This is a genomic window from Corynebacterium sp. HMSC075D04 (assembly GCF_001815635.1).
GTDB classification, from domain to species: domain Bacteria; phylum Actinomycetota; class Actinomycetes; order Mycobacteriales; family Mycobacteriaceae; genus Corynebacterium; species Corynebacterium coyleae.
On the sequence record NZ_KV821314.1, the window covers coordinates 1 to 272 of the forward strand.

General features: G+C 51.1%; 1 pseudogene. It reads left to right on the forward strand.

The window, feature by feature from the left end:
• Positions 1-272, forward strand: a pseudogene (locus HMPREF3048_RS12230) (hypothetical protein); the annotation flags it as partial.

A 272-nucleotide genomic window follows, 5' to 3' on the forward strand; every position in this document is an offset into this window, starting at 1 on the left:
TACTACTTTCAGGATGAAATCCAGGCCTACAAACTGCTCGACAACATCGACGAGTTCTTAGGCGAGCGTGACAACATCTTCCGCATCGGGGTTATTGGCGATCAGATTGATCAAGGTAACTACGCCTCGGGTATTTCCTTGGTTGGCGATAACTCGCTTTTCATCGCCAATAACCGCCTGATGGGATCAGATGCAAAACTGCGCAACACCATCCTGCACGAATTAGGCCACACTCTAGATCTTCGCCACTGGGGTGCCAACGACACCGTCGG